This window comes from Streptomyces sp. TAA486, assembly GCF_000426165.1.
Genome location: NZ_AUEV01000008.1, coordinates 180870 through 204373, shown reverse-complemented (window position 1 = coordinate 204373; position 23504 = coordinate 180870). Strand labels below are relative to the sequence as shown.

Sequence of the window (23504 nt, the reverse complement as noted above, 5' to 3'; positions counted from 1 at the left end):
TCTGACGGTGGTCACTCCTCGGGTAGCGGTTCGCGATGGGGGCGGCTGGATCCGCCGTATCGACCAGAGTAAACACGTCCATGAGCCGTACGGCAGAGGCCGCGGGCGGACGAGTCGGTTCCGCCGCGGGAACAGCAGCAGGCTGTGACGGTCCCACGGCGGGGCGTGGCGGAAGGCGCCTGTCAGTGCATCAGCGCACCGTCTCCCCGGTGCCGTGGCTCTCGGCGAGGGCACGCAGCGCTCCGGCGTCGGCGATGGCCCGCTCCTTGGCGATCCCGGGCTGGATGCCCATGGCCGCCAGGCTGGTGCCGTCGGCGAGGTCGAGGCTCACCCACGGGTCGCCCTGGCGCAGGTTGACCCGGAGCACTTCCGCCCATTCGAGCCGCCGCTTGGTCGTCAGGTTGACGACGGTGAGTCCGCCCTCGTCCGCGGCCACATGCGGACGCGAGAGCAGCAGCAGCACGCCGAGGAAGAGCAGCCCGGTGAAGACGAAGCTGATCCGCTCCCCCGGGCTCGTCGCCGGCAGGATCACGGCGACGACGGTGAGCACGGCGAACAGCGCGACGCCGACGGTGATGAGGACGGCGCGCGTGCGCTTCGGGCGGAACGTGACGGGCAGAGCGGGCAGTTCGTTCATCCGGCCCCTCCTGGAGGACACACGGCGAGTCAGAGGCGGCAGGCGTGGATGCCGGTGGTGAGGATGGCGCGGGCGCCCAGCTCGTAGAGGTCGTCCATGATCCGCTGCGCCTCCTTCGTACGCACCATGGAGCGTACGGCGACCCAGCCCTGGTCGTGCAGCGGGGACACGGTCGGCGATTCGAGCCCCGGGGTAAGGGCGACGGCCGATTCCAGGTGTTCGGCGCGGATGTCGTAGTCCATCATCACGTACCGGCGGGCGACGAGAACGCCCTGCATGCGGCGGAGGAACTGCCGGACCTTCGGGTCGTCGTCGGGGGCGTCGGTGCCGCGTACGACGACGGCTTCGGAGTGCAGGATCGGCTCGCTGATGATCTCCAGCCCGGCGTTGCGCAGGGTGCTGCCCGTCTCGACGACGTCGGCGATCACTTCGGCGACACCGAGCTGGATGGCGGTCTCCACCGCTCCGTCGAGGTGGACGACGGACGCGTCCACGCCGTGGTCGGCGAGGTGCTTGGAGACGATGCCGGCGAAGGACGTGGCGACGGTCATGCCCTGGAACTCGGTCACGTCCTTTGCGGTGCCGGGGCGCGTGGCGTAGCGGAACGTCGAGCCCGCGAAGCCGAGTTGGAGGATCTCCTCGGCCTTCGCCCCGGAGTCCAGCAGCAGGTCGCGGCCGGTGATGCCGAGGTCGAGCTTGCCGGAACCGACGTAGACGGCGATGTCGCGGGGGCGCAGGAAGAAGAACTCGACGTCGTTCTCGCCGTCGACCAGCACCAGTTCGCGGCGGTCCTTGCGCTGCTTGTAGCCGGCTTCATGGAGCATCTCCGCCGCAGGCTCGGAGAGTGAACCCTTGTTGGGGACGGCGATGCGCAGCATGGTGCGTGATTCCTTTGCGTGGGTGAGGTGCGGAGCTCGGAGACTTCTGGATCGGAGAAATCAGAGAAACCGGAGAGCAGAGAGGGCCGCGGCCGGGAGCCGGCGGGCGCGTGATGGATCAGAGATGAGCGTATACGTCTTCGAGGGTCACGCCGCGGGCGATCATCATGACCTGCACGTGGTAGAGGAGCTGCGAGATCTCCTCGGCGGTGCGCTCGTCTCCCTCGTACTCGGCGGCCATCCACACCTCGGCGGCCTCCTCGACGATCTTCTTACCGATGGAGTGCACGCCCTGGGCGGCCAGTTCCGCGGTACGCGAGGTGATGGGGTCGCCGTTGGCGGCCTTGTGCTGGAGCTCGGCGAAGAGCTCCTCGAATGTCTTGTTCGCCATGGTGTTCCCAACTCTACGTGGAGGCCCGCAGGCCCTCCGCGCCCGGGTCGGGCCCGTTCAGGCCACGGTGCGCAGCGCGGCGGCCGTGGCCACCGCGGCGGTCGTGGCCTCGTGGCCCTTGTCCTCGCGGGAGCCGGCAAGACCGGCGCGCTCGAGGGCCTGTTCCTCGTCGTCGCATGTGAGGACCCCGAACCCGATGGGGACGCCGGTCTCGACACCGACCTGTGTCAGCCCTTGGGTGACTCCCTGGCAGACGTAGTCGAAGTGCGGTGTCCCGCCGCGGATGACCACGCCGAGCGCGACGACGGCGTCGTATCCGGCACGGGCGAGCGCCCCGGCTGCGACGGGCAGTTCGAAGCTGCCGGGGACGCGCAGCAGCGTGGGTTCGGCGGTGCCCAGTTCCCGGGCGGCGCGCAGGGCGCCGGCCACGAGGCCGTCCATGACGGTCTCGTGCCACTGCGCGGCCACCACGGCCACTCGCAGATCGCCGCACTCTTCGACGGACAGTTCGGGGGCGCCCTTGCCGCTCACGTTCCTTGCTCCTTGCCTCTGCCGGCCGATGTCTTCGATGCCGGTGATGGTGATGGTGATGGTGTCGCTGGTGTGGTCAACCGTCGCCTCGGCGTCGTCCGGGCGGTCACTGGTTGCCGCAGGGTGAGGCCTTCCGGGCCTCCAGCCACGGCAGCTCGTGGCCCATGCGGTCGCGCTTGGTGCGCAGGTAGTGCAGGTTGTGCTCACCGGCCTCGACGGGCATGGCCACGCGCTCGTCGACGCGCAGCCCGTGCCGGGCGAGGGCCTCGGACTTGTCCGGGTTGTTGGTCATCAGCCGCAGGGACCGTACGCCCAGGTCGTCGAGCATCCGGGCGGCTGCCGCGTAGTCGCGGGCGTCGGCGGGAAGCCCGAGTTCGAGGTTGGCGTCGAGGGTGTCGCGGCCGCGCTCCTGGAGCTCGTACGCGCGCAGCTTGGACAGCAGCCCGATGCCGCGGCCCTCGTGGCCGCGCAGATACACCACCACGCCGCGGCCCTCGGACTGAACCCGCTCCAGTGACGAGTCCAGCTGCATGCCGCAGTCGCAGCGCAGCGACCCGAAGACGTCGCCGGTCAGGCACTCGGAGTGCACCCGTACCAGGACGTCCTCGCCGCCGTTCTCGGTGAGGTCTCCGGCGACCAGTGCGATGTGCTCGACCCCGTCGATGGTGGAGCGGTATCCGTACGCACGGAACTCGCCGTGGCGTGTGGGCAGCCGCGTGCTGGCCTCGCGCAGGACCGTGGGCTCCACAGTGTCGACTGCGGGCGCTGCGGCTTCCGCGGGGACGACGGCAGGCTCGCGCCCCTGACCCGCCGGCCGTTCGGTGGCCTCGCGGTAGGCGATCAGGGCCTCGATGGAGATCACCGCGAGGCCGTGCTTGCGGGCGAACGGGAGCAGCTCGGGCAGCCGCAGCATGGTGCCGTCCTCGCCGGCGATCTCGACGATGGCGGCGGCGGGACGCAGCCCCGCCAGCCGCGCCAGGTCCACCCCGGCCTCGGTGTGCCCGGCCCGTTCCAGCACGCCGCCGGGCTTGGCGCGCAGCGGGAAGGCGTGCCCGGGGCGCACGAAGTCGGACGGCACGGCCTCCGGGTCGGCCAGCAGCCGGATGGTGGTGGCACGGTCGGCGGCCGAGATGCCGGTGGTCACGCCGTGGCGGCCGGTGGCGTCCACGGACACGGTGAAGGCCGTGCCCATCGCCTCGGAGTTCCGCTCGACCATCTGCGGCAGGTCGAGCCGGTCGAGATCGTCGGATTCCATGGGCGTGCAGATCAGGCCCCGGCACTCGCTCATCATGAAGGCGACGATCTCGGGGGTGACGCGCTCTGCGGCGACGATCAGGTCGCCCTCGTTCTCCCGGTTCTCGTCGTCCACGACGACCACGGGCCGGCCGAGGGCCACATCGGCTATCGCACGCTCGACCGGGTCGAGGGCGAAGTCGTCGGGGCCGCTTCCGGGAACCCCGGATGTCTCGCCGGACTCTCCGTCCGCGTACCAGTCGCTCGTCACTGCGCTCATACCTGCGCCTCCTTGCTGCGGCCCGCGCGGGCCGTTCGTGCCGTTGGTGCCGTTGGTGCCGGGCAGCGGCCCGGCGGCGCTGCCGGACCCGTTCATGGACGTGCTCCTTCGGCAGGGGACTCCCGCTGGGCGGAAGCCACGGGTGCGCTCGTGCGGGTACTCAGCCACCAGCTGCGCAGCCCCCACAGCACGAGCCCGAGGTAGAGGACGTAGACCAGTCCCGAGAAGGCGAGCCCGCTGCTGAAGGCCAGCGGGACACCGACGATGTCGACAAGCAGCCAGGCGAACCAGAACTCCACGAGCCCGCGGGCCTGTGCCGTCATCGCGGCAAGGGTGCCGACGAAGATGTAGGCGTCCGGCCAGGGGTTCCACGACAGTTCCGGCATGAGCGTGAAGAGCGAGCCGACGGCGAGCGTGCCCGCGACGGTTCCGGCCAGCAGCACCACGCGCTCACGCGGGCGCGCGAAGCGCACCGTGATCGCCCCGTCCTCGGCGGTGCGGTTGCCGCGGCGCCACTGCCACCAGCCCCACAGTGCGACGACGATGACCAGCAACTGCTTGCCGACCCCGCCCGCGAGCTGAGCCGAGTAGTAGGCGCACACGAGGACGACACCGGCCAGCACCTGCACGGGCCAGGTGAGGACGTTGCGACGCCAGCCCAGCGCGAGAGCGGCCAGGCCGATGACGTTGCCGATGAGGTCGGAGTAGATGACGTCCTGACCGAAGGCGCTGAACGCCTCGCTGTTGAGCAGATCCAGGGCGTTCACCGCACGGCTTCCTTCGCGCCGGCGGCCCCGTTGCCGCCCGCAACGGAACCTGTCACCTCGGAGCCGCCGTGCGTGAGCAGCCGCTCGACGTACTTGGCCAGGACGTCGACCTCGAGGTTGACCGGGTCTCCGGGCTGCTTGATGCCGAGGGTGGTCAGCGCCAGCGTCGTGGGGATCAGGCTGACGGTGAAGTGCGAGTCGCCGGCCTCGACGACGGTGAGGCTTACGCCGTCGATGGTGATGGACCCCTTCTCGACGATGTACCTGGCCAGCCCCGAGGGGATCTCGACCCGCACCGTGCCGTCCTCGGTCCGCTCGGCGACGGTGCCGGTGCCGTCGACATGGCCCTGGACGAGGTGCCCGTCGAGCCTTCCGCCGAGGACCATGGGACGCTCGAGGTTGACGCGGGAGCCGGTGGTCAGGGCGCCGAGGCAGGAGCGGGCAAGGGTCTCGCCGATGACGTCGGCCGTGAACTCGCCGCCGGACGCCTCCACCACGGTGAGGCAGACGCCGTTGACGGCGATCGACTCGCCGTGCCGCGCGCCTTCGGTGACGAGGGGGCCGCGCAGCCGGAAGCGTGCGGCGCCCGGCAGTTCCTCCACGGCGACGACCTCACCCAGCTCTTCGACGATTCCGGTGAACACTCAGAACTCCTCGGTGGAAGCGGTTGATGCGGTGACCGCGACGGAAGCGCCGGAGGTCCCGGCGCGTACGGCCGTCGCGGGAACCGCGGTGATACGCAGGTCAGGGCCGACGCGCACCGTCTCGGTCACCTTCAGCCGCAACGCCTGCGCGATGGTGGCGATTCCGGCGTCGCCCAGTGCGGCGGGCCCGGAGCCGAGCAGCACGGGTGCGACATAGCCGATGACTTCGTCGACGATTCCGGCCGCGACGAACGACCCGGCCAGCGTCGGGCCGCCCTCGATCAGCACCGACCGGACGTCACGCGCGTGCAGTTCCCCGAGCAGCTCCGCCAGGTCGAGCCCGGGCCGGCCGCCCCCGGCGCGCGGCAGCCTCAACAGCTCGGCGGCGCCTTCGAGTTGACCGGCGTCGGCGTCCTCCGCGACGGCGACGAGCGTGGGCGCCGCATCGTCGAGGACGCGCGCACCGGGCCGTACGGCCGAGGCGTCGGTGTCAGTGACGACGCGCAGCGGCTGCACCGCGCCGGACACGCCGCGCACCGCGAGGTGCGGATCGTCCGCGCGTGCCGTGCCGGAGCCGACGAGCACCGCGTCGGTGCGGGCACGCAGACGGTGGACGTCGGCGCGTGCCTCGTCGGAGGTGATCCAGCGGCTGGAGCCGTCGGTGGCGGCGATGCGCCCGTCGAGCGTCGCGGCGTACTTCCAGATGACGTAGGGGCGTTGCTCCCGCACCGAGGTGAGCCAGGCCGCGTTGCCGGCGGCCGCGTCGTCCGCGAGCAGTCCCTGTACGACGTCGATGCCCGCTTCCGCGAGGCTGCCCGCCCCGCCCGGCGCGGAGGGGTCCGCGACGGCGTAGACGACACGGGCGATGCCCGCGTCGATGAGGGCGCGGGAGCAGGGACCCGTTCGGCCGGTGCGGTCGCAGGGTTCGAGGGTGACGACGGCGGTGCCGCCGCGTGCGTCGTCGCCCGCTTCGGCCAGGGCGTGGATCTCGGCGTGCGGGCCGCCTGCGCGCTGGTGCCACCCCTCGCCGACTGGATAGCCCTCGGGGCTCAGCACGACGCAGCCCACGACGGGGTTCGGACTGGTGGAACCGAGCCCGCGGGAGGCGAGTTCGACGGCACGGCGCATGGCGGCCCGTTCGGCCGGTTCGGCGGAAGGGGCTGACACTGCGGCTGCTGAGTCCGTTGCCACCGGGTCTCTCCTGCCTCTTCGGGCACGGACTCCGGGGCATGCACGGACCGTCGAGGCCGGGGCACCACCACGAAAAAGGAAGGCCGCTTCCATGCGATGCATGGCAGCGCCCGACCGACGGGGCGGTGTACCGGTCTCGGCCCGCCGCGCACTGCCTCCCATCCGGACTTTCACCGTCGGTCCAGGAATTTCACCTGGTCAACCGGCCGCTGGAGGCGACCGGGTCGCGGACTGTAACCGCCGGTTCGGACTTTCACCGACCCCGGAGTGCGCTGACGTCACTGGTACGCGTTCAGTCTGCCACGGACACGCACGCGCCATGCCCCCATTGCCTGTGTGCTCACTCACAGTGCGTGCACACGGATGCGGCGAGAGTGTGCGAGCGCTTTCAGCCTCTTGCAAAAGCCTTGCGAAAACCCCTTGTTCAGGTGCCCGAGACCCCCCGTACAGTGGCCCGGATCGCGCAGGCCGACGGGGTACGGGCGCGGGGGAAGGGCGCTGAAAGAGCAGCTGCCGAACACACACGTACAGGCCGGAGGGTCCCGCACATGCAGCAGACCGCCACCGACGCGGCCACCCGTCGTGCACGGCGCGCGATCTCCGCCGTGTTCGCCGTGCACGGTGTGGTGAGCGGCAGCTTCGCCACTGCCATCCCGTGGATCCGTGAGCACCTCCAACTCAGCCACGGCTGGCTGGGGATGGCGCTGGTCTTCCTCACGATCGGGGCTTCGGCAGCGATGCCGCTCTCCGCGCGCCTCGCACACCGCCACGGTCCGCGCCGCTCGATGGCCTGGCTGTCGCTGATGTGCTGCGCGGGGCTGGCGCTTCCCGCGCTCGCGCCGTCCCTGCTGTGGTTGTGCGTGATCCTCTTCGCCTACGGGTGCGGCCTCGGCCTGATGGACGTCGCGATGAACGCCCACGGGGTGCAGATCGAGGAGCGGTACGGGAAGTCGGTGATGTCCGGTCTGCACGGCATGTGGAGCGTGGGCACTCTGCTGGGCGGCGCGGTCGGTGCGTTCGCCGCGCACGCCGGCATCGACGGGCGCGTCCATCTGGGCCTGGTGGCGCCCCTGACCGCCGCCGCGGCCGTCGTGGCGTGCCGCTGGACGCTGGACGTCAGGGAGCAGCCGACCGCCACCGGCGAAGAGACCGGAGCGTCGGGGGCCGAGACGGAGGCACCGCCTCGCTTCGCCCTGCCGAGCCGCGCCGCACTCACGGTCGGACTCATGGGTTTCTTCGCCGTCTTCGCGGAGGGCTCGTCGATGGACTGGTCGGGCATCTATCTGCGCGACGTGACGCACGCCGATCCGGGCCTGGCCGCCTCGGCGTTCACCGCCTTCGCGTGCACGATGGCCGTCGCCAGGCTCCTGGGCGACGCGGTGGTGCGGCGGCTGGGACCGGTGCGGACGGTGAGGATCAGCGGGCTGACCGCGGCAACGGGCGGAGCCCTGGTGGTGATCGCGCGTACACCCGCACTGGCCATCACCGGCTTTGCGCTGATCGGGATCGGTGTCGCCGTGGTGGTGCCGCTGTGCTTCGCGGCGGCGGGCCGAATACCGTCGGCGTCGCCGGGTCAGGAGATCGCGGGCGTCGCCACTCTCGCCTACGCCTCGGGGCTGGCGGCTCCCGCCGCGGTCGGCTGGATCGCGGAGGCCACGTCGCTGTCCGTGTCGTTCGGGCTGGTCACAGTGCTGATGCTGGGTCTGGTGCTGGGTGCGGGGATGCTGCGTCCCGAAGGGCGCACGACGGCCTCGGGCGAGGGTTCCCCCGCCACCGCGGAGAGCCACCCGGCGTCCGCTCCCGAGACCTCCTGAGCGCAGGCGCGTTCCTCGGGCGCGTTGCCTCGGCCGCCCCGAACGGACCTGGCAGGCGGGCCTGTTCGCGCCACGCACGGATGTCCCCCGTCCGGGCGCCACACGGGCCGTCTTCGCCACCACAAGCCACCACGCCTGCCACTCTGCACCCATGACGTCAGCTGAACGGACACCTCTGCGAACCGCGACACCCGCGGTGCTGCACCCGGGCCCGCTGCCTCCGCCGGGGACGTTCGACTCGGTGGTGCAGCGCATGCGCGGCGTCGGTGCGCGGCTTCCGCAGGGTGACGGCGTGGCCGTCTTCGGCCGCGTCTATCTCTCGGTGACGCTGGAGGTCCAACGGCGGCTGGAATCGGACTGGTTCAGCGATCGCGCTTCCGCCGAGGAGCTCGGTGCGCGCTTCGCGGGCCGCTTTCTCTCGGCGGTGGAGGCACACGGCTCGGGCCGGCGCCCTCCTGCGTCCTGGCGGCCGCTGTTCCAGATGCGCCGCCATCCGTACGTGCGTCCCCTCCAGTTCGCCCTGGCGGGGATCAACGCGCACGTGGGGTACGACCTGCCGCTGGCGCTGCTGGCCACCTGCAAGGCCCAGCAGGCCGAACCGGAGGCGCTGGAGGGCGACTTCGAGCGCGTCGGGGATCTGCTGACGCTTATGGAGGAGCGCATCCGGGAGGAGCTGATGCCGGGACCGGACGTCCTGGACGTCGCCGATCCGCTCACGCACCTGCTCGGTTCGTGGAGTCTGGAGATGGCGCGCTCGGGTGCGTGGATGGCGTTCCGGGCCCTGTGGGGTCTGCGCGTGCAGCCCGAGCTGGCCGGGGAGTTCGCCGAGGGGCTGGATGCGAGCGTGGGCCTGGCCGGGCGGTGTCTGCTGACTCCCCTGCCGTGCGCCGACAGGCATCGCGGCGGCGATACGACGAGACACGGCGGTCGTCACGGTGCATGAGGCCCGTCGAGGCCGGACGGTCTCCTGAACGCTCACCGGCGACTGCCCGCGGCCCGTACTTCGTGATCCGCATGACCCTTGAACCTATTCGCCCGGGAACGCTCTTCCGCCGCGACGCCACAGTCCGTTGCCGCGGAGGCCCGAGGGGTCACAGGAGCAGACGGGGGCAGTCATGCAGGGCGGGAGGTTCCCGTGGCACGAGCCTCACGGAGGAGACATGACGCTGCGACTGGGCCTGGGTCTGCCACAGATGAAGCACTACGCGCCGGGAAGTGACGTGACGGTGGTGGCGCGGGAGGCGGAGGCGTGCGGCTACGACAGTCTGTGGGTCTTCGAACGCACCCTGGTTCCCGAGGATCCGGTCGACGGTATGTACGGCGTCGAGGGCCGGCCTTGGCCCGAGACCTTCCGGCACGTAGCCGACCCTCTGATCACGCTCGCGCAGGCCGCGGCGGTCACGGAACGGGTGCGCCTGGGCACGTCCGTGCTGGTCGGCCCGCTGCACGCTCCGTTCGACCTGGCCCGTGCTTTGGGCACGTTGAGCGCTGCGAGCGGCGGCCGCCTCGTCGCGGGCTTCGGAACCGGCTGGTCGCGTGACGAATACACGGCGGCGGGCGCGGACTTCAGCCGGCGGGGTGCGCTGCTGGACGAACTGCTCGACGTGTGCGAAGCGGTGTGGAGCCCCGGCCCGTCGGCGTACGAGGGCAGCCGCATGAGTCTCGCACCGGCGGACGTCGGGCCCAAGCCGCAGGCCGGCAGGATCCCGGTGCTGCTGGCCGCGAGCAACTCCCGCACCGTGGAGCGGATCGCCCGCCGTGCCGACGGCTGGGTCCCCTCCCTCACGCCCCACCCCGTCGTCGCCCGGACCCGCGCGAAGCTGCGCGAGCTGGCCGAGCGCAACGGCCGCGACCCCGACTCGCTCACCGTCGTGCAGCGGTGCAGCCTGCGTCTCACGGACAAGCCGCTCGACGGCGGGCGCCGGACGCACCAGGGCACGGTCGAGCAGATCGTCGAGGATCTCGCGGAGGGCGTCGCGGCAGGCGTCGACGAGGCGATCCTGGACGTGCAGGCGGTGTCGCGCGACACCGCTGAACTGACCGATGCGGCACGGGCGTTGCACACGGCGGTGCGCAAGGCCGGCATGTGACGCCCGGCCCGCGCACCGGCCCGTTCAGTCCTCCGGCAGCAGCACCGGCGCGATCTCGTCGTAGACGTCGCCCGGCCCCGGATTGGACGGGTCGGTGCCGCCGCCGAGGTGGTGCAGCACTCCCCACACGGCGTTGAGGGCGGTCTGCACGGCGCCCTCCGCCCAGCCCGCCGTCCAGGAGATGTCATCGCCGGCGAGGAAGAGCCCGCGCTTGTCCTCGGGCAGGTCGTCCTGCATGAAGTGCGTGAACAGCCGCCGCTGGTAGCGATAGTGGCCGGGCAGGTTGGCCTTGAACGCGCCCATGAAGTACGGCTCGTTCTCCCAGGAGACGGTGACCGGGCTGCCGGTGATGTGGCTGCGGATGTCGACCTTCGGATAGATCTCCCCCAGCGACTTCAGCATCACCTCCATGCGCTGATCAGCGTCGAGCGGCAGCCACTTGAGGCTGTCGTCGCACCACGTGTACGAGAGGCAGATGACGGCGGGCCGGTCGGGTCCGTCGTCCAGCAGATAGGTGCCGCGCGTCATCCGGTCGGTGAGCGTCATGCTCATCACGTCGCGGCCGGTCGGCTCGCCCCTGTCGTCGACGTCCTCGTCGAGCCAGAACGGCCGGTCCACGGGCACGAACAGCTTGGAGGACTCCATGTAGTGGGTGCGCTCCACGGCCGTCCAGTGGTCGATGGGCAGCAGCGCGTCGTCACAGTCGATCTTGCTCAGCAGCATCCACGACTGGGCCGTGAAGACGGCCGCACGGTAGGTGCGGATGTCGCCGGAGGCGTCCGTGACGGTGATGCGGTTGCCCGCGGTGCGGCGCAGGCGGGTGACGGCGGGACGGTGTCCCCCTCGCGCCCGGCCGCCCTTGCCGTCTCCCCCGTCCCGGTGGAGCGACGCCAGGGAGGTACCGGCCGGCCAATGCACGAGCTTGTCGGGCTCCAACTCCCATAGCCGCTCGGGGAGTTGCTGGCTTCCGCCGACGATGCTGCGGTGGTCGTCGTCGGCGCCGGTGTAGACGACGCGGAGGATCTCCAGGATGGAGTTGGGGAAGTCGGTGTCCCATCCGCCGGTGCCGAATCCCACCTGCCCGAAGATCTCGCGGTGCCGGAAGGAGGCGAAGGACTCCGAGTCGCAGAGGAAGCCGTAGAAGGTCTGGTTGTCGAGCCTGTGCACCAGGCGGGACCAGATCTCACGGATGCGCGGCACATCGCGCTCCCTCAACGCGCGCTGCATGGCGGAGAATTCGGCCCCGTCCTCCAGGCAGGCGTTCCATGCGTCCATGACCTGGTGGAAGACGGGCGGAAGGTCATCGAGCGTACGGGCGTAGTGCGAGGTGCCCTTGAGGTCCACGACCGTCGAAGGCGTCGCGGGCGCAAGGGGGTTGGGGAACGGCTCGGTCTCCAGGCCGGTCAGCTCGACGTAGTGCTGGAAGGCGGTCGAGGACGGCGGGAAGCGCATGGCTCCCATCTCGGCGGTCAGTTCGCCCTCACAGCCCTCGAACCGCTCGGTGCGCAGGCGTCCGCCGATGCGGTCGGCTTCGTAGACGACGGGCTTGAGTCCGGCCTTCATCAGCTCGTAGGCGGTGACCATGCCGGAGAGTCCGCCGCCGATCACGGCGACCTCGGTGCCGTGTTCGGTCGCGGGCACCGACCCCGGGCCCGCGGGGTGGGCCAGGAAGTCGTCGTAGGCGAACGGGAAGTCGGGCCCGGACATGGTCAGCGGCCTGGCGGCCGCGGTCGCGGGCTGCTGCTCCTCGTGTGCGGCTGTGGGCACCGTGGACGTCATCGGCGCACTTCTCCTCTCCGGGGGTGGGGTTGCTGCTCGGGCAGGGCTCGGTCGTTCTCGTGCAGGCGTCGGCTGCGGCCGGCGGACGGGCCGCCACGTGCCGGAAGGCCAGGTGTCAGGCGGTGTAGAGCTCGGGCCGCCGGTCGGTGAGGTAGCTGTTCTGCGCCCGTGAGGCATGCAGCAGACCGGTGTCGATGTCGGCCGTCAGCAGCGCCTGATCCCGGTCGGCGCGTGCGGGGACGGTCCCGTCGGGCGCGGCGAGACAGCTGAGCCCGGCGAAGTCGAACTCCCCTTCGCGGCCGACGCGGTTGGCGTACGCGACGTAGAGCTGGTTCTCCCACGCGCGGGCGGGCAGGACCGTCTCGGCCACCACCTCATACGGGCGCATCAGTGCCGTCGGCACGACCAGGAGCTCGGTTCCCGCGAGGGCGTGGGCGCGCACGGCTTCGGGGAACTCCACGTCGTAGCAGATGAGCAGGCCGATGCGGACGCCGTCCAGGTCCGCCTGCACCACGAGCCGGTCCCCGGGCGTGAAGTGGCGCCGCTCGTAGTCGCCGTAGAGGTGCGTCTTGCGGTATCCGGCGAGAAGGGTCCCGTCGGGTCCGACGAGGGCGGCCGAGTTGTACAACGCGCCGCTGTCCGGGTCGAGTTCGGGATATCCGTGAACGACGGCGATGCGGTGTGCCGCGGAGATGCCCGCGACCGCGCGTGCGGACGGTCCGTCGGCGGGCCCGGCGCGCCCGGCGACGCCGTCGCCCAGCGCGTAGCCGGTCAGGGACAGTTCGGGCGTGACCAGGAGCCGGGCACCCTCCGCGGCTGCCGTGCGTGCGGCGGCGTCGAGTGCGGCGAGACCGTCCTCGACGGTGCGCGGAACACCGGCGGGGCCCTGGTGCAGGGCAAGGCGCAGCGACGGCATGGGACCTCTGGCTGTGCTCGGCGTACGGGCGCGGGCGGCGTGGGCGCCGGGAGCCGCCCGTACGGATGTGCTGGGAACACTTCGACGGTACGGTCCGGGCATCCGGCCGACAAGGCTCATCCATTGCGCATCGGAGGGCATTTCGTTGCGTGGTGAAGGCCATCTGCGGGCATTCGTTGCGTGGCGCCGTCGGAGCGTGAAGCTGGGACCGTATTGCGCGGATCGTCCCCCGGCGTGAACTGCCCGGCTCCGCGCCCGGCGGTGGGCCGTGCGGATCCGGGAAGGCGCGAGCAGTCTCGTCCCTCTCCGGCGCTCGCCCGCCGGTGACCGCTGACCACCGGCCCGGTCCGCCGGGCGGGCCCGACCGGCCGCCCGGCGTCAGGTGGTGTCGCTCAGCGCGGCGCGCCCGCCGTGTAGCGGCGCAGCAACGGTGAGAGCACCAGCACCGACTTGGTGCGTTCGACGAACGGCTCGCCGGCGATGCGTTCCAGGACCTGCTCGAAGTGCCGCATGTCGGAGGCGAAGACCTGCACCACGGCATCGGCCTCGCCGGTCACCGTGGAGGCGGAGGCCACCTCCGGGTAGCGGGCCAGTGCGCGGCGGATGTCTTCCGGCACGGTCTTGGAGCGGCAGTACATCTCGATGTAGCCCTCGGTCTGCCACCCGAGCGCCGCCGGGTCGACGCGGACGGTGAAGCCGGTGATGGCTCCCTCCGCCCGCAGCCGGTCCACCCGGCGTTTGACGGCCGGCGCGGAGAGGCCCACTTCGGCGCCGATGTCGGCGTAGGAGCGGCGGGCGTCCTGGGAGAGGAGGTGGACGATGCGCTCGTCGAGGTCGTTGAGAGTCACTGCGGGGCCGTCACTCTTCCGTGCTCGCGGGGTCCGGTGCCGTCCTCAGCCGGGATCGGCGTATGCCGTACCCGAAGTACACCACAGCGCCCACTGCCATCCAGGCGCCGAACACCCCCCATGTGACGGCGTCCAGGGAGAACATCATCCACAGACACAGGCCCAGGCCGACCAGCGGCGAGAGCGGGACGCGGAAGGCCCGTCGCATCTCGGGCCGGGTGCGGCGCAGCACGATCACGGCGACATTGACGAGGCCGAAGGCGAAGAGGGTGCCGATGCTGGTGGCGTCGGCGAGGTTGCCGAGCGGCACGGCGGCGGCGAGCGTCGCGCAGAACGCGGAGACGATGACCGTGTTGGCGCGCGGGGTGCCGCTGCGTGGGTCGACCTTGGAGAAGACCGCCGGCACAAGGCCGTCCCGTGACATCGCGAAGAGGATCCGGGTCTGCCCGTACAGCACGGTCAGCACGACCGACGCGATGGCGACGACGGCGCCGAAGGCGAGGAGCGTGGGCCAGAAGCCCTGTCCTGTGACCTCGTGCAGGATGCCGGAGAGCGCCGCTTCGCTGCCCTCGAACCGCTGCCAGGGCAGGGCGCCCACGGCTACGGCGGCGACGAGGCAGTACAGCGCGGTGACCAGGACGAGGGACAGGAGGATGGCGCGGGGAAGGTCGCGCTGCGGGTCCTTCGCCTCCTCCCCCGCCGTGGATGCCGCGTCGAAGCCGATGTAGGAGAAGAAGAGGGTGGCTCCCGCTGCGCTCACCCCGGCCATGCCCAGGGGCATGAAGGGCTGGTAGTTGCCCGCCCGTATGCCCATTGCGGCGACGGCGCAGAACAGCAGCAGCGCGATGACCTTCACGGTGACCATGACGGTGTTGGCCCGCGCGCTCTCCCGGGCGCCGCCGAGCAGGAATGCCATGGCGAGCAGCACGACGACGAGCGCGGGGACGTTGAAAAGTCCGCCCTCGCCCGGCGGAGCGGACAGGGCCTGGGGAAGGTTCAACCCGAGGGTGCCGTGCAGCAGTTCGTCGATGTACTGGCCCCAGCCGACGGCCACGGCGGCCACCGAGACCCCGTACTCCAGCAGCAGACACCAGCCGCACACCCAGGCGATCAGTTCGCCCATCGTCGCGTAGGCGTAGGAGTAGGAGGATCCGGCGACGGGGATGGTGCCCGCCAGTTCCGCGTAGGAGAAGGCCGAGAAGAGTGCCGTGAGCCCCGCGAGGACGAAGGAGACGATGACCGCGGGCCCGGCGTCGGGCACGGCCTCCCCGAGGACGACGAAGATCCCGGTCCCGAGCGTCGCCCCGATACTGATCATGGTCAGCTGCCACAGGCCGAGGCTGCGCCGCAGTTCACCGCCCTCGCCCTGGCCGCCTTCGGCGACGAGCATCTCCACGGGCTTGCGGCGCGTCAGCCGCGAGACGCCGCCCTGCCGCCCGCCGGGGTTCTTCGGGGTCTGCGGGCTGGCGCCCTGGTCCAACACGGCAACGGCCTCCTCGCTGTCGGTCTGCTACGGCGCACGACCCTACGAGGCACCGACGGCGGCGAGTAACTGGGCATCCTTGCGCGTACGCGGCGATCTGTTGCGCCCATGAGGCCTGTGGAGGCGAAACGTTCAGGGAGCCGGCCGCACACCCTGCACGCGTGCGCGCACCCAGGTCCGGTCGTCGGTGAGGTAGGCGTCGACGGCGAGTCCGGCGTCGGACAGTGCCGCCTCGAACCGTGGCTCGGGCAGGTTCTGGGAGAAGAAGGTCTGCGTCCACCGGGCGTCCTCGAGGACGTAGCCGATGCAGGTGCGGGAGACGCCGTCGCCGAGCGGTTCGATGGAGACGACGGAGACCTGCATGGTGCCGCTCTGCCAGGTGTCCCCCGCGCTCAAGCCCTCGTGCAGCCCGTCGCGTTCGCGCTGCAGCAGGACGCGACCGCCGGGGGCGGTGTGCCGGACGCAGGTGCGCAGCAGCCGGCCGCGCTGTGCGTCGTCGGCGGTGTTGACGAGGAACGAGGCGAGCAGCACGGCGTCGAACTGCCGCCCCAGATCCAGGTCTTCGATGGCGGAGAGGACCGTCGGTGCCGTGTCCCCGATCTGCGCGAGCATCTCCGCGGACTCGTCAACGGCCGTCACCTCCAGGCCGCCCGCCACGAGGGAACGGGTCATCCGCCCTGCTCCCGCGCCGAGTTCGAGCAGCGATGCCCCGGGCGGCACGGCCCCCAGCACGACACCGGCCTCGCGGTGGGCTGGAAGGCGCGAGTACATCTCGACCGAGCAGCCGTCGCGGGTGAATTCGCCGGGGCCGGTGCCTGAGTGTCCGTCACGTGTGAATGCGGTCATAGGCGCATGGCAGCACGGTGCCATCCGGGCAGGAAGCAATTCGTCCGGGGACGAATTCACCGACGCACACCGCGGCTTCGGCCTCGACTGGCCCATGGCTCCCCGGGCCCTTGCCGGTCCCCGGGGTGCCGTGGATCAGGGAACCCGGGACCGTCACCAACTGGCGTGCAGCGGCTCGCCCTCCGCATACCCCGCGGCGCTCTGCACGCCGACGACGGCCTTCTCCGCGAACTCCTCCAGGCACGCCGCGCCCGCGTACGTGCACGAGGACCGCACCCCGGCGATGATCGCGTCGATGACGTCCTCGACACCGGGCCGCACCGGGTCGATGAACATCCGCGAGGTCGAGATGCCCTCCTCGAACAGCGCCTTGCGGGCGCGGTCGTAGGCCGACTCCTCGCTGGTGCGGTGGCGCACGGCACGCGCCGACGCCATGCCGTAGGACTCCTTGTACGCCCGTCCGTCGGCGGTCTGCTGGACGTCTCCCGGCGACTCGTACGTACCGGCGAACCACGAGCCGATCATGACGTTGGACGCCCCTGCGGCCAGCGCCATGGCGACGTCCCGCGGATGCCGCACACCGCCGTCGGCCCATACGTGCTTGCCGTACGTGCGCGCCTCAGCGGCACATTCGAGCACGGCCGAGAACTGGGGCCGGCCGACCCCGGTCATCATCCGCGTGGTGCACATGGCGCCCGGCCCGACGCCGACCTTCACGATGTCCGCCCCGGCCTCGATGAGATCACGTACGCCCTCGGCGGCGACGACGTTCCCCGCGACGAGGGGCACCTGCGGGTCGAGGGCCCGCACGGCACGCAGCGCGTCGACCATGCGTTCCTGGTGGCCGTGCGCGGTGTCCACGACGAGGGTGTCGACGCCGGCCTCCAGCAGCGCCCGCGCCTTGCCGGCCACGTCGCCGTTGATGCCCACGGCGGCGGCCACCCGCAGCCGCCCTGCCGCGTCCGTCGCCGGGGTGTAGAGCGTGGCGCGCAGCGCTCCCTTGCGGGTCAGGATGCCCACGAGCCGCCCGTCGGCGTCGACGGCGGGGGCAAGCCTGCGGTGTGCGCTGTCGAGCTGGTCGAACGCCTCGCTCGGATCGACGTCCGCCTTCAGGACGAGAAGATCCCGGGACATCACCTCGGACAGCTGCGTGAAGCGGTCCACGCCCGTCAGGTCGGACTCGGTGACGATGCCCACGGGACGCCCGTCCTGGACCACGACACCGGCTCCGTGCGCCCGCTTGGGCAGCAGGGACAGCGCGTCGGCGGCCGTCTGGTGCGGCGTGAGCGTGATGGGGGTGTCCAGCACCAGGTGCCTGCGCTTGACCCAGGCGGTGACCTCGGTGACGACGTCGATCGGGATGTCCTGCGGGATGACGACGAGGCCTCCGCGGCGTGCCACGGTCTCGGCCATCCGCCGGCCCGCGATCGCCGTCATGTTGGCGACGACCAGGGGGATCGTGGTGCCGCTGCCGTCGGGGGACGCGAGGTCCACGCCCTGCCGTGAGGCGACCGCGGAGCGGCCGGGCACCATGAAGACGTCGTCGTACGTCAGGTCGTACGGGGGCTGCTGGTCGTTCAGGAATCGCATACCGGCTCTCTCACCTGCGTTGTCGCTCCATGTGGGGCACATCCCAGCGGTAGCTGGGTGGGGCACCTCCCAGCGGTAGCTGGGTGGGGCACCTCCCAGCGGTAGCTGGGTGGGGCACCTCCCAGCGGTAGCTGGGTGGGGGCACCTCCCAGCGGTAGCTGGGTGGGGGCACCTCCCAGCGGTAGCTGGGGGAGGGTGGGGAGTGAGTGCCGGAGGCGCAGTGTCCGGGCTGTGGCTCCTCCTCCATCATCGCCGACCTCGTCCGCGAGCGGCGAACCGCCCCTCCCGGGCCGGAGGTCACAGGCCCGCGGCGGCCTTCCCGGGCCGGTTGCACGCCCGCCGTGGGCACATTTAGTGTCCCGCTTGGACACATGAATCCATCCATGTTGGGGGGCGGCAGGTGGGTAAGGCTCTCCCCACGTCCCAGCGTGCGTACCAGTACGCGAAGGAACAGATACTCGACGGCATCCTCGCCGGGGGCGACCTGATCAGCGAGGGCACGGTCGCCGCCGCGCTCGGCATCAGCCGTACACCCGTGCGTGAGGCGTTCCTGCGGTTGGAGTCGGAGGGCCTTCTGCGGCTCTACCCCAAGCGCGGCGCGGTGGTGGTGCCGGTGTCCGCGAAGGAAGTGGAGACGGTACTCGAGACGAGGGAGCTCATCGAGTCCTTCGCCGCCGAGAAGGTCTCCTCGCTCGGTCCGGCTGTGCTGGGGCGGCTCGTGGAGGAGCTGCGCGACCAGCTCCAGGAGCAGAGGAAGCTGCGCGAGGCCGGTGACGGCAAGGCGTTCGTCGCCGCCGACCAGGTCTTCCACCAGCTGATCGTCCAGGCCGCCGACAACCCGATCCTGCTGGACCTGTACGCGGGGCTGCGCGACCGCCAGCAGCGCATGGGCCTGTACGCGGTCTTCAACGACAGCGACCGGCTGCGCGCCACGAACCACGAGCACGTCGAACTCGTCGCGCTGCTCGAGAAGGGCGACCTCGTGGCCTACCGGGACGCGCTGCGCGGGCACCTGCGTGGCACCCGCGCAGCGGTCCTCGGTTTTCAGGACAGGAGCATCCAGCCGAGCACGGATGTGGACTGAAGGAAGACCAGGACGCACATCAGCAGCAGCAGCGCCAGGCTCCAGCCGACGACCTTCCTCAGCAGTTCGGGCTCCCGTCCGCCCAGTCCCGTCGCCGCGGCGGCGATGGCCAGGTTCTGCGGGGAGAGCATCTTGCCGAGGACACCGCCGGAGCTGTTGGCCGCGGCGAGGAGCTCCGGGGCGTAGCCGGAGTTCTTGGCGGCCGTCACCTGGAGGATGCCGAACAGGGCGTTGGCGGAGGTGTCGGAGCCCGTCACGGCGACTCCGAGCCAGCCCAGCACCGGTGAGAGGAAGGCCAGCGCGGCTCCGGCGCCCGCGATGAAGTTGCCGATGGTGGACGTCTGCCCGGACAGGTTCATCACGTAGGCCAGGGCCAGCACCGTGGCCACCGTGAGGATCGCCCAGCGCAGCTGGTGCAGGGTGCGTCCGTACGCGCGGGTGGCGACACTGGGCGACACAGCCAGGAGCAGCGCTGTGATCACGCCGCTGAGGAGCAGCATCGTGCCGGTCGCGGGCAGCCAGTCGAACTTGAAGACCGTGGAGGCCGCGGGCTTTCCGCTGACGGGATCGGCGACGTGCAGGCCGGGCCAGTTGAAGAGAGCCGTGCCCTTCTCCTCCAGCACCGTCTTGATCGCCGGCAACTTGGTCAGCGCGAAGACGACGATGATCACGATGTAGGGCAGATAGGCGTTGACCGCCGCGCGGGTGCTGTCCCGCGTTTCTCCGTCCGTGTCCGTGACCGTTTCCGTGCGCTTGGTCTGCGTCGCGGGCTCCGCGCCGCCGCTGCCGGAGGCGCCGCCCGTACCGCCGGGCGCCGCGCTGCCGTCACCCGTGGCCGCGCCGCCGCTCGCCGGGGCGGAACCGTCCGGCTCGTCGCCGGAGATCTCCTCCGGCGCGGGCGAGGGAATGGTCGTCATCCGCATGACCAGCACCAGAACGCCGACGGAGACGAGCGCGGCGACGACGTCCGTCAGCTCGACGGACATGTAGTTGGAGCAGACGAACTGGGCCACGGCGAAGGAGAGTCCGCATGCCAGAGCCGGCCACCAGGTCTGACGCACACCCCGCTTGCCGTCCACCAGGTAGACCAGCAGCACCGGGACGACCGCGGCCAGCAGCGGCGTCTGGCGTCCGACCATGGAGGAGACGTCCTCGAGCGGCAGTCCCGTCAGTTCGGAGAGCGTGATGACCGGCGTACCCATGGCACCGAAGGCCACCGGAGCGGTGTTGGCCACCAATGCGACCGTCGCCGCCTTGAACGGTTTGAAGCCCAGAGCGATGAGCATCACCGAGCTGATCGCGACGGGCGCCCCGAAGCCGGCCAGAGCCTCGAGGAGCGCCCCGAAGCAGAAGGCGACGATGACGGCCTGGAGGCGCTGGTCGTCGGAGAGCCTGCCGAAGGAGCGGCGCAGCACTTCGAAGTGACCCGTATCGACGGTCATCTGGTAGACCCACAGGGCGTTGACCACGATCCACATGATCGGGAACAGCCCGAACAGGGCGCCCAGGACAGCGGAGTTGAGACTCTGCCCCACGGGCATGCCGTACGCGGCCACCGCGACGACGATCGATGTGGCGAGCGCCGCGAGCGCGGAGAGCCATGCCTGGACGCGCAGCACGCCCAGGAGCACGAAGAAGACGACCAGTGGGAGGGCGGCGACTAGCGACGACCATCCCAGCGAACCGCCCAGCGGATCGAGTACGGGTTGGAACACGGTGCCTCCGGTGACGAGTTGGGACTCGGGGGACGGATCACCAGGGCTTGACGCCGCGTATCGAGGCGTCGATGACCTGGACGGGGTGCAGCACGGGGAGCTGCTTGTCGAGATGGCGCGAGATCTGCAGCAGACAGCCGGGGTTGGCCGTCACCACGGCGTCGGGCGCCGTGGAGCGCACGTTGTCCGCCTTGCGGCGGCCGAGTTCCTCCGCGGGCCCGGGCTGGATGAGGTTGTAGACGCCGGCGGAGCCGCAGCACATGTCGGCCTCGGGGATGTCGACCACTTCGAGCCCGGGGACGCTCCGCAGGACGGCCCGCGGCTGTTCGCGGACGCCCTGCGCGTGAGCGAGGTGGCATGCCTCGTGGTGCGCGAGGCGTGCGGCCACGGGGTGCCGGGGGGCGAGCGGGGTGAGGTCGGCGAGGAGTTCGGAGACGTCGCGCACCTTGGCCGCGAACGCCTCGGCGCGCTCGCGGTATTCGGGATCGTCGGCGAGCAGCCGTCCGTACTCCTTGAGCGCCGAGCCGCAGCCCGCCACATTGATGACGATCACGTCGACGCCGAGCGGTTCGAAGGTGTCGATCAGCTGCCGTGCCCGGCGGGCCGCCTCCTCCTCACGTCCTGTGTGCTCGCTGAGCGCGCCGCAGCAGCCTTGCGCGGGGGGCGCGACCACGTCGCAGCCCTCGGCGTTCAGTACGCGCACCGTGGCCTCGTTGACCTGGGCGAAGAAGACCTGCTGCACGCAGCCGGTGACCATGCCGACGGTGCGGCGCGCGGTGGTCTGCTGGGTACCCGCGTCCCCCGTGCCCGGGGCGGTGCCCGCACGGGCCGGGCTGCGGTCCGGTGTCTTGCGCAGCGCGGAGCGCAGCGGCACGTCCGGCATCAGCGCCTCCAGTGCCCGCAGCCTCGCCGGGAGCCGCCGCAGCAGGCCCGTGCGGTGCAGTACGCGGCGGATGCCCAGCCGCTGGTACAGGGCGCCGAGGACGGCGGCGACGCGCAGCCGTCCCGGGTAGGGGAAGAGGCGGAAGATCAGTCCTCGGAAGGCGCGGTCGGAGCGGGAGCGCGCCCAGTTGCGTTCGATCTGCGGGCGCACCGACTCGATGAGCCGGTCGTACTGCACGCCGGACGGGCACGCCGTCACACAGGCCATGCAGCCCAGACAGTTGTCGAAGCTGGCGACGGCGGCGGCGTCCAGCGTGGCGTCGCCCTCGTTGATGAGCTGCATCTGGTAGATGCGGCCTCGAGGTGAGTTCATCTCCTCGCCGCTCAGCGTGTACGTGGGGCAGGCGGGCAGACAGAAGCCGCAGTGCACGCAGTCGGAGATGAGCTCGGGGGACGGCGGGTGGTGGGCGTCGAAACCGCCGGACGAGGCCGGCGTCGGAGACGTTCCACCGTGCGGCGTGGTCATTCGGTGCTCCCTGAAGAGGTGCCGGGGCAGAAGAACCGGGACGGTCGGGGACGGATGGTGGTCGCGTTGCCGGGCGGGCCCGGCCGGGGTCAGAACCAGGGCGCGAAGCGCCCGGGTGCACACCTGTCGTCGGGGTCGAACTGCCGCTTGAGAGAGCGCAGTACGGAAACCGCGGGCGGCGCGGGCCCCCACGAGGCGGCCGCGGCGTCCACGCCTTCGCGGCGCCGCCGGAGCGTCACCGAGCCGCCGGCCTCGTGCACCGCCTCGCGCCACTCAGTGAGGCACGCGGCGTGCTCCGCCACCTCCCCGCCGCGCAGCACGACGGTGTGCAGGCCCTGTGCGACGCCGCTGACCACAGCGGCCTCCACGCCGGTGCCCTCGGTCAGTTCGCGCAGTCTCCGCGTCAGGGCCGGCAGCCGTGCGGGATGCGTGCCCGCGCGCAGTACGGTTGCGCCGTCCTCTCCGCATACGAGGCCCGACAGCCGCTGCCAGGCGGCCCGTTCGGCCTCGGCGTCGAGCACACGGGCGTCCTCGAGACCGGGGACCTCCGGGGCGAGGCGGCCGCGTGCCCCCGCGCTCTCTTCGGTGCCCTGGAAGCGGACGAGCAGCTGCTGACCGTCCCATTCGACCGCGACGGGTTCCAGCGGCGAGCGCATGACGGCACGCGCCGCCGACAGCGCACGGTCGGCGTCGTCCACGGCGACGGCGAGCGTCGTCGTGGCGGCGGGCAGCGGATGGACGCGCAGATTGAGCCGGGCGACGAGGCCGAAGGCACCGAGCGAGCCGGCCATCAGCTTCACGAGGTCGTATCCGGCGACGTTCTTGATGACGTCGCCGCCGGTGCGGGCCACGGTGCCGTCCGCGAGCACGAGCGTCGCGCCGATCACCAGATCCGCGAGGCCGCCGTACTTCAGGCGCCTCGGCCCGGCGTCGCCGCACGCCAGCAGTCCGCCCAGCGTCGCTCCGTGGCTGCCGGTGGGCGGGTCCACCGGCAGCCACTGCCCGGCAGGAGCCAGCAGCTCCTGGAGCCGGGTGAGAGACATGCCTGCCTCGACACCCACCGTCCAGTCCTCGGGGGCGTGGCTGATCAGGCGGTCCAGGCCGGATGTCTCCAGTACGAGACCGGTCCCGGCGACGGGCGCTCCCCAGCTCAGAGCCGTGCCGGCACCCTCGAACAGCACCGTCCGCCGCTCGCCTGCCGCGGTGGTGAGGGCGTCGGCGGCCTCCGCGAGGCCCGACGGGCGTACGCGGGAGGGTCCTTCACCGGCACGCGTCCCGGACTCGTCCGCGGGCGGGGGCACTTGGGCGGATTCCGCGTCCGTGGACGTGTCCGTGGACGGCGCGGTCTCCCGCAGCGTCCCCGGGGACTCCTCGGTCAC

General features: G+C 71.4%; 21 protein-coding genes and 1 riboswitch. Of the genes, 4 read left to right on the top strand and 17 right to left on the bottom strand.

Features of this window, described 5'->3' with window-relative positions:
• Nucleotides 1-190 precede the first annotated feature (190 nt).
• The 8 genes from I004_RS0113685 to ribD form a co-directional block, all read right to left on the bottom strand.
• Nucleotides 191-637, bottom strand: a complete 447-nt coding sequence (locus tag I004_RS0113685; protein WP_037976108.1) for a PH domain-containing protein — start codon at nucleotides 635-637, stop codon at nucleotides 191-193.
• A gap of 29 nt (nucleotides 638-666) precedes the next feature.
• Nucleotides 667-1515 carry an ATP phosphoribosyltransferase gene (gene hisG, locus I004_RS0113680; protein ID WP_028435963.1) on the bottom strand — a complete coding sequence of 283 codons (849 nt, stop codon included), beginning with the start codon at nucleotides 1513-1515 and terminating at the stop codon, nucleotides 667-669.
• A 118-nt stretch (nucleotides 1516-1633) separates the two neighbouring features.
• Nucleotides 1634-1906, bottom strand: a complete 273-nt coding sequence (locus I004_RS0113675; protein ID WP_028435962.1) for a phosphoribosyl-ATP diphosphatase — start codon at nucleotides 1904-1906, stop codon at nucleotides 1634-1636.
• A 57-nt stretch (nucleotides 1907-1963) separates the two neighbouring features.
• Nucleotides 1964-2437: a 6,7-dimethyl-8-ribityllumazine synthase gene (ribH, locus tag I004_RS0113670; RefSeq protein ID WP_028435961.1), complete on the bottom strand. Its 474-nt coding sequence runs from the start codon at nucleotides 2435-2437 to the stop codon at nucleotides 1964-1966.
• Nucleotides 2438-2543: 106 nt separating this feature from the next.
• Nucleotides 2544-3950: a bifunctional 3,4-dihydroxy-2-butanone-4-phosphate synthase/GTP cyclohydrolase II gene (locus tag I004_RS0113665; protein WP_028435960.1), complete on the bottom strand. Its 1407-nt coding sequence runs from the start codon at nucleotides 3948-3950 to the stop codon at nucleotides 2544-2546.
• Nucleotides 3951-4042: 92 nt separating this feature from the next.
• Nucleotides 4043-4717 carry a nicotinamide mononucleotide transporter family protein gene (locus I004_RS0113660; protein ID WP_028435959.1) on the bottom strand — a complete coding sequence of 225 codons (675 nt, stop codon included), beginning with the start codon at nucleotides 4715-4717 and terminating at the stop codon, nucleotides 4043-4045.
• Entirely contained in the window at nucleotides 4714-5361 is a 648-nt protein-coding gene (locus I004_RS33810) for a riboflavin synthase (RefSeq protein WP_051345008.1), read from the bottom strand. The genes I004_RS0113660 and I004_RS33810 overlap by 4 nt, the downstream gene beginning before the upstream one ends.
• The gene (ribD, locus tag I004_RS33805) at nucleotides 5362-6489 is read right to left on the bottom strand and encodes a bifunctional diaminohydroxyphosphoribosylaminopyrimidine deaminase/5-amino-6-(5-phosphoribosylamino)uracil reductase RibD (RefSeq protein WP_051345027.1); all 1128 of its coding nucleotides are present in this window, start codon (nucleotides 6487-6489) and stop codon (nucleotides 5362-5364) included.
• Nucleotides 6490-6696: 207 nt separating this feature from the next.
• A riboswitch (FMN riboswitch) is annotated at nucleotides 6697-6827 on the bottom strand.
• A 273-nt stretch (nucleotides 6828-7100) separates the two neighbouring features.
• On the opposite strand from ribD, the gene I004_RS33800 reads away from it, so the two are divergent.
• The 3 genes from I004_RS33800 (at nucleotide 7101) to I004_RS0113635 (ending at nucleotide 10456) form a co-directional block, all read left to right on the top strand.
• Nucleotides 7101-8366 carry an MFS transporter gene (locus I004_RS33800; protein ID WP_037976106.1) on the top strand — a complete coding sequence of 422 codons (1266 nt, stop codon included), beginning with the start codon at nucleotides 7101-7103 and terminating at the stop codon, nucleotides 8364-8366.
• Nucleotides 8367-8517: 151 nt separating this feature from the next.
• Entirely contained in the window at nucleotides 8518-9309 is a 792-nt protein-coding gene (locus I004_RS33795; protein WP_486579984.1) for a DUF5995 family protein, read from the top strand.
• A 217-nt stretch (nucleotides 9310-9526) separates the two neighbouring features.
• Nucleotides 9527-10456, top strand: a complete 930-nt coding sequence (locus I004_RS0113635; RefSeq protein ID WP_028435958.1) for a TIGR03619 family F420-dependent LLM class oxidoreductase — start codon at nucleotides 9527-9529, stop codon at nucleotides 10454-10456.
• Nucleotides 10457-10480: 24 nt separating this feature from the next.
• Here I004_RS0113635 and I004_RS0113630 read toward each other — a convergent pair whose 3' ends face one another.
• The 6 genes from I004_RS0113630 to I004_RS0113605 form a co-directional block, all read right to left on the bottom strand.
• Nucleotides 10481-12235, bottom strand: a complete 1755-nt coding sequence (locus I004_RS0113630) for an FAD-dependent oxidoreductase (protein ID WP_028435957.1) — start codon at nucleotides 12233-12235, stop codon at nucleotides 10481-10483.
• Between the two features lie 115 nt (nucleotides 12236-12350).
• Nucleotides 12351-13151 (bottom strand): carbon-nitrogen hydrolase family protein, encoded by an 801-nt coding sequence (locus I004_RS0113625; protein WP_028435956.1) that lies wholly within the window; start codon nucleotides 13149-13151, stop codon nucleotides 12351-12353.
• A 392-nt stretch (nucleotides 13152-13543) separates the two neighbouring features.
• A complete protein-coding gene (locus tag I004_RS0113620) occupies nucleotides 13544-13999 on the bottom strand; it encodes an Lrp/AsnC family transcriptional regulator (RefSeq protein WP_028435955.1) in 456 nt (151 codons plus the stop codon).
• A 10-nt stretch (nucleotides 14000-14009) separates the two neighbouring features.
• The gene (locus I004_RS0113615) at nucleotides 14010-15482 is read right to left on the bottom strand and encodes an amino acid permease (protein ID WP_028435954.1); all 1473 of its coding nucleotides are present in this window, start codon (nucleotides 15480-15482) and stop codon (nucleotides 14010-14012) included.
• A 132-nt stretch (nucleotides 15483-15614) separates the two neighbouring features.
• Nucleotides 15615-16328, bottom strand: a complete 714-nt coding sequence (locus tag I004_RS0113610; RefSeq protein WP_028435953.1) for a class I SAM-dependent methyltransferase — start codon at nucleotides 16326-16328, stop codon at nucleotides 15615-15617.
• 153 nt (nucleotides 16329-16481) lie between these two features.
• The gene (locus tag I004_RS0113605) at nucleotides 16482-17918 is read right to left on the bottom strand and encodes a GuaB1 family IMP dehydrogenase-related protein (RefSeq protein WP_028435952.1); all 1437 of its coding nucleotides are present in this window, start codon (nucleotides 17916-17918) and stop codon (nucleotides 16482-16484) included.
• Between the two features lie 400 nt (nucleotides 17919-18318).
• Here I004_RS0113605 and I004_RS0113600 point away from each other — a divergent pair, with 400 nt between their 5' ends.
• A complete protein-coding gene (locus tag I004_RS0113600; RefSeq protein ID WP_028435951.1) occupies nucleotides 18319-19002 on the top strand; it encodes a GntR family transcriptional regulator in 684 nt (227 codons plus the stop codon).
• On the opposite strand, the gene I004_RS0113595 is transcribed toward I004_RS0113600, so the two are convergent.
• From I004_RS0113595 to I004_RS0113585, 3 genes are all read right to left on the bottom strand, one after another.
• Complete coding sequence (locus tag I004_RS0113595) at nucleotides 18963-20717, bottom strand: L-lactate permease (protein WP_028435950.1); 1755 nt, start codon at nucleotides 20715-20717, stop codon at nucleotides 18963-18965. The genes I004_RS0113600 and I004_RS0113595 overlap by 40 nt on opposite strands.
• Before the next feature lie 37 nt (nucleotides 20718-20754).
• The gene (locus I004_RS33790; RefSeq protein WP_051345007.1) at nucleotides 20755-22125 is read right to left on the bottom strand and encodes a heterodisulfide reductase-related iron-sulfur binding cluster; all 1371 of its coding nucleotides are present in this window, start codon (nucleotides 22123-22125) and stop codon (nucleotides 20755-20757) included.
• 89 nt (nucleotides 22126-22214) lie between these two features.
• The gene (locus I004_RS0113585) at nucleotides 22215-23504 is read right to left on the bottom strand and encodes an FAD-binding oxidoreductase (RefSeq protein WP_051345006.1); all 1290 of its coding nucleotides are present in this window, start codon (nucleotides 23502-23504) and stop codon (nucleotides 22215-22217) included.